Source organism: Planomonospora algeriensis, assembly GCF_977012225.1.
In genome coordinates, this window is the sequence record NZ_CDRNDK010001052.1 from 1 (window position 1) to 586 (window position 586).

Here is a 586-nt window from a genome sequence, read left to right on the forward strand (position 1 = left end):
GAACAGGCCGATCATGCGCTCGACGCCGGGCAGCTCCGGCGGGCGGCCGGAGACGGTGCCGCCGAAGACGACGTCGTCGCGGCCGGTGAGCTGGGCGAGCAGCAGGCCGAAGGCGGCCTGCACGACCGTGTTCAGGGTCGTGGAGCAGGCGCGGGCCAGCACGGTCAGCCCTCGGCTCGCCTCGGAGCCGAGTTCGGCGGTGACGCGCTCGGGTGGGACGGGCACGGCGGACGCGGCGAGCGCGGGCGCGACCAGCGTGGGATCGTCCACCCCGTCGAGCGCGCGGTCCCACGCCTCCCGCGCCGCCGTCCGGTCCTGCCGGGCCAGCCAGGCCAGATACTCCTTGTACGGCGGCGCGGGCGCGGGCTCCTCCCCCGTGTACAACGCCAGCAGCTCGGCCGCGAGCAACGGCGTCGACCAGCCGTCCAGCAGGAGGTGATGGTTGGTGAAGACCAGCCGGTGCCGCCCCGGCCCCACCCCCACCAGAGCGAACCGCAGCAGCGGCGGCCGCGCCGGATCGAAGCGGCGCCCCCGCTCCTCGGCCGCCACCCGCTCGGGATCGACGCCCTCGACCTCACGCCAGGGC

At 76.3% G+C, this 586-nt stretch carries 1 protein-coding gene; it reads right to left on the minus strand.

Annotated features, from left to right (window positions below; translation table 11 throughout):
• A partial coding sequence (locus ACWJ6R_RS37750; protein WP_449066769.1) for a condensation domain-containing protein occupies window positions 1-586 on the minus strand: 586 nt, incomplete at both ends.